This window comes from Streptomyces otsuchiensis, assembly GCF_004305975.1.
GTDB lineage: Bacteria > Actinomycetota > Actinomycetes > Streptomycetales > Streptomycetaceae > Streptomyces > Streptomyces otsuchiensis.
Map to the genome: position 1 here is coordinate 1 of NZ_BHZI01000419.1, position 3,545 is coordinate 3,545.

General features: G+C 75.3%; 1 protein-coding gene. It reads left to right on the forward strand.

The features are described 5' to 3' along the window. Window positions 1-3,488 (forward strand): hypothetical protein (locus E0D90_RS26845; RefSeq protein ID WP_157996939.1); only part of this gene is annotated, 3,488 nt, incomplete at its 5' end. Window positions 3,489-3,545 lie beyond the last annotated feature (57 nt).

Here is a 3,545-nt window from a genome sequence, read left to right on the forward strand (position 1 = left end):
CCACGCCGCCGCCGCCCACCGACCTGCTGGCCCCGTCCTGGTTCGTCGAGAACGGCGACCTCGACACCGGCACGGCCGTGGGGCTCACCCAGCTGGACCGGGACGGCAACCCGCGGCGGGACGCGATGCGCACCGAGGTGATGGGCCTGCTCCAGGGCGTCGACCGGAACATCTTCACCCCCGGCACCCTCGGCTACAGCCGCAACCTGCTGACCGCCGTCTCCTGGCTGACCAGCCAGGAGACGCTGGAGTCACTGCCCGGCCGGGGCGCGCAGGGCCACTCGCTACGCTTCGTCCACCAGCAGGACGGCAGCACCCGGCTGATCACGGTGCACGTCCGCGCCGAGCTCGACGCCGGCGCGGCCGCACGCGAGGCACTGCGCGGCCGCCCCGTGGCCGGTTCGCTGGACCAGCGGAACACCGTCACTCCGGAGCAGCTGACGGTCGAGGAGACGGACTCCCTGATCCACCAGCTGACCTTCAAGTGGATGTCACGGTTCCTGACACAGGACGAGGGACGGATGCCCCCCGAGATGAGGGAGCTGCGCGGGCTGCTGACACAGCGCATGGGCGGTGGCGTCACCGGCTTCACGGCCCAGGCCGGCATGCTCACGACGCTGACCGAGGCGACCGACACCTCCTGGCTCCGGAGTGCGGCCGTCGGTGACTTCGGCGGCGTCCCGTTCACCCTCGTCGCGACCCTGACCAACACCTCGGCACACAACCTGCCCACCAACCTGCCGGGAACCCTGCTGTGGACCACCCACGAGGCGATGCGCCCGGCCTGGAACGCCCTGACCCATCTCCTCGACAGCGGCAGCGACACGCCCGACCGGACCGACGCCGTCGAGATGAGGACGCCGGGGGACACCGGGCCCACCGGCCGGAACACCACGCGCCCGGGCGGCCCGGTCACGGTCCCCGCCGAGGCCACCCTGCGGTTCATCGGCACCCGTCCCGACGACGGGCAGCGCCCGGCGGGTCCCGTCGACCCGCAGGTGCTGCACCGGCACCCGGCCCGGCTGAGCGACTTCGCGGGCCGGTTCGACGTCCCCCAGCCCCTGGCCGTCCACGCCGCCTACTTCTGGTCCTTCAACGCCGACGGCATGCTGCTGCGGGCGCTCCGGGAGGTCCAGCCCGACTGGTCACCGTCGCGGCTGCTCTCGCCCGGGAACTCCGAGGGCGGCACCCCCCTGCACCAGGTGAACGTGCTCCTGGCGTCCCTGGTCGCCGACCGTGCCACACGCGATGGACAGGCCCTGCCGAGCCACTTCTCACTGGGCACCGTCCCCGGCGCCTTCCCCGGTGACGGTTCGGCCGGCACCGGAGCCACGCCACAGGTGCGCCTCAGCTTCCACAACATCCGCCACGAACCGGGCCACCCCGGCATGGTGATCGACCACATGTCGAGCCGCTCCAGCTCCGCGCAGTCGAGCAGCGCCCACAACCGCGGGTGGCAGGGGCTGTGGGAGTTCCGGCCCACCAAGGGGCCGGGACACCACGGAGTCTTCACCCGCCCGGTGCCGCCCCCGGGCGCCACGGACCACCGCCACGGCAAGGCGAAGACCACCGACCACTACTACAGCAACCGGTCCGCGCTGCTCCCCGGCGCGGCGACGGACGCGCCGGCGACGGACGGCGCGGCGAACGACGGCGCGGCGCGTGGCGGAAACGCCCCCTGGGTGGACCTCTCACAGACCGTCAGCGCCGATCTGCTGATCGAGGTGTCCGGCAGCAAGGGCAAGCGCTGGGTGGTCGGCACCTCCCGGGTCTCCCTCAACCCGCAGGACCTCCTGGGCCTCGGCATCCTCGACGCGGGCCCCCACGGCTCCGACCTCGACCTCCGGTCCGCGCTCGCTCCTCGGACGGCGGACGGTTCCACGCTGCCCACGGACTGGCACCAGCAGGACCGCGCGGCGGACGTGGCACGGATCGCCGGCCAGGTCGCGGCATCGGTCGCCCCCGGCGCGACCGCGCGGCTGTGGTTCTCCCTCGGCCGCTCCGACAGCGCCGAACTCCCCCGGGTCCTCCACCTCGCCGGTGCGGTGGCGAGCGGCGCCGGCCGCCCCGTCGACCTGGTCCTGCGCACGGCCGACGGCACCCAGCACGTCTCCTTCGACGCCTCCGGCGCCCTCACCCGCCCCGCCGGCGGGGCCACCCACGCGGCCCTCGCGACCGTGGAGACGCACACGGCGGCGGTCCGGGCCGATCTGGACGCCCAGCGAGCCGCCACCGAACACCTCAGCGCGCTCCCGGCGGCCCGCCAGGCCGTGACGGACACCAGCACCGCGCTCGAGCGGGCCACGCGCGCGGAGGCCACCGCCGCCGACGCGCTGACGGCCGCCCGCGACACCGCGGCACGGAACGACCGCGCGGCACAGACCGCCGTGGACCGCGCCGAGGCCGCCGTGACGAACAGCCGCGAACGGATCACCCGGCTGGAGACGCAACTGGCCCAGGCGACGGCAGCGGTCCGTGAGGCGCAGCAGCAGGTGGAGCGCGCCGCGCAGCAGAACCGGGGCCGCGGCGGCAGCGGCGCCGGGCGCCGGTCCACCGACTCCGCCCGCCTCGCGCAGCGACTCACCACGCAGCAGACGGCCCAGGCCGACCTCACACGACAGCTCGACGGAGCACGCAGCGGCCACACCGCGCTGGAGACCACGCTGCGCGAGGCGACCCAGGCACGCGACACCACCGCCAACACCGGTCGCGCCGCCGTCGCCGACGCGACCACCGCGCTGAACACGGCCCGGCGGGATGTCGCCGACCGCCGGGAGCAGCACGAGAGCGCCGAGGCCGAGCTGACCACGACCCTGGGCGACCTGGCGCGCGCCCGCTCCGACAGCGACGCCCGCACGGCGGACCGCGTCGCCACCCTCGACGCCGTGCGGCAGGCGGCAGCCGCTGTCCACGACTCGATCCCGGGCCTGCCGGAACCGCTGCCCCAGACCGCCACCCGGACCACCCCCCAGGTCGTCACCCGTGATCTGGTGACCGCGACCCTGATGGCGCTGACGCCTGCCGCCGAACCGCCGGCGGCGGCAGCGCCGACCGTCGACCTGGGCGACCGGCCCCGCCGGCCGGGCGCCGAGGAGCTGACCACCACCGTGGCGCCCCCCGCGGACGCGGAGCGCTCCACCACCGTCCAGCGCTTCGGCCGGCGCGCCCCGGGAGCGGACGAGCAGACGTTCTTCCACGCCAACCCGGACGGCACGCTGGTCCTGCCCGACGGGCGTCCGCTGCACCCGGCCGGATGGGTCCGGTACGGCGCCGACTTCGTCCACGACGCCACCGGCACGGTGCTGCGCGGCGACACCGGGTGGATCGGCACGGCGAAGAGCCTGGACGCCTTCCGCGACGCCACCTCCGGCCTCGGGCCCGACGCCCACCACCGGCTGGTCGTCACCGACGCCGGACTGCACCTGGTGGGCGGAGACCCCGTCCGCTCGGTGTTCTTCCCCTTCCGCCTGCCGGGGGCGGCCGGTTAGCCCGCCCGCACCACCGCGCCACCGTCCGCTGCCCCGTCCCCTGTCTCACCGCCCCAC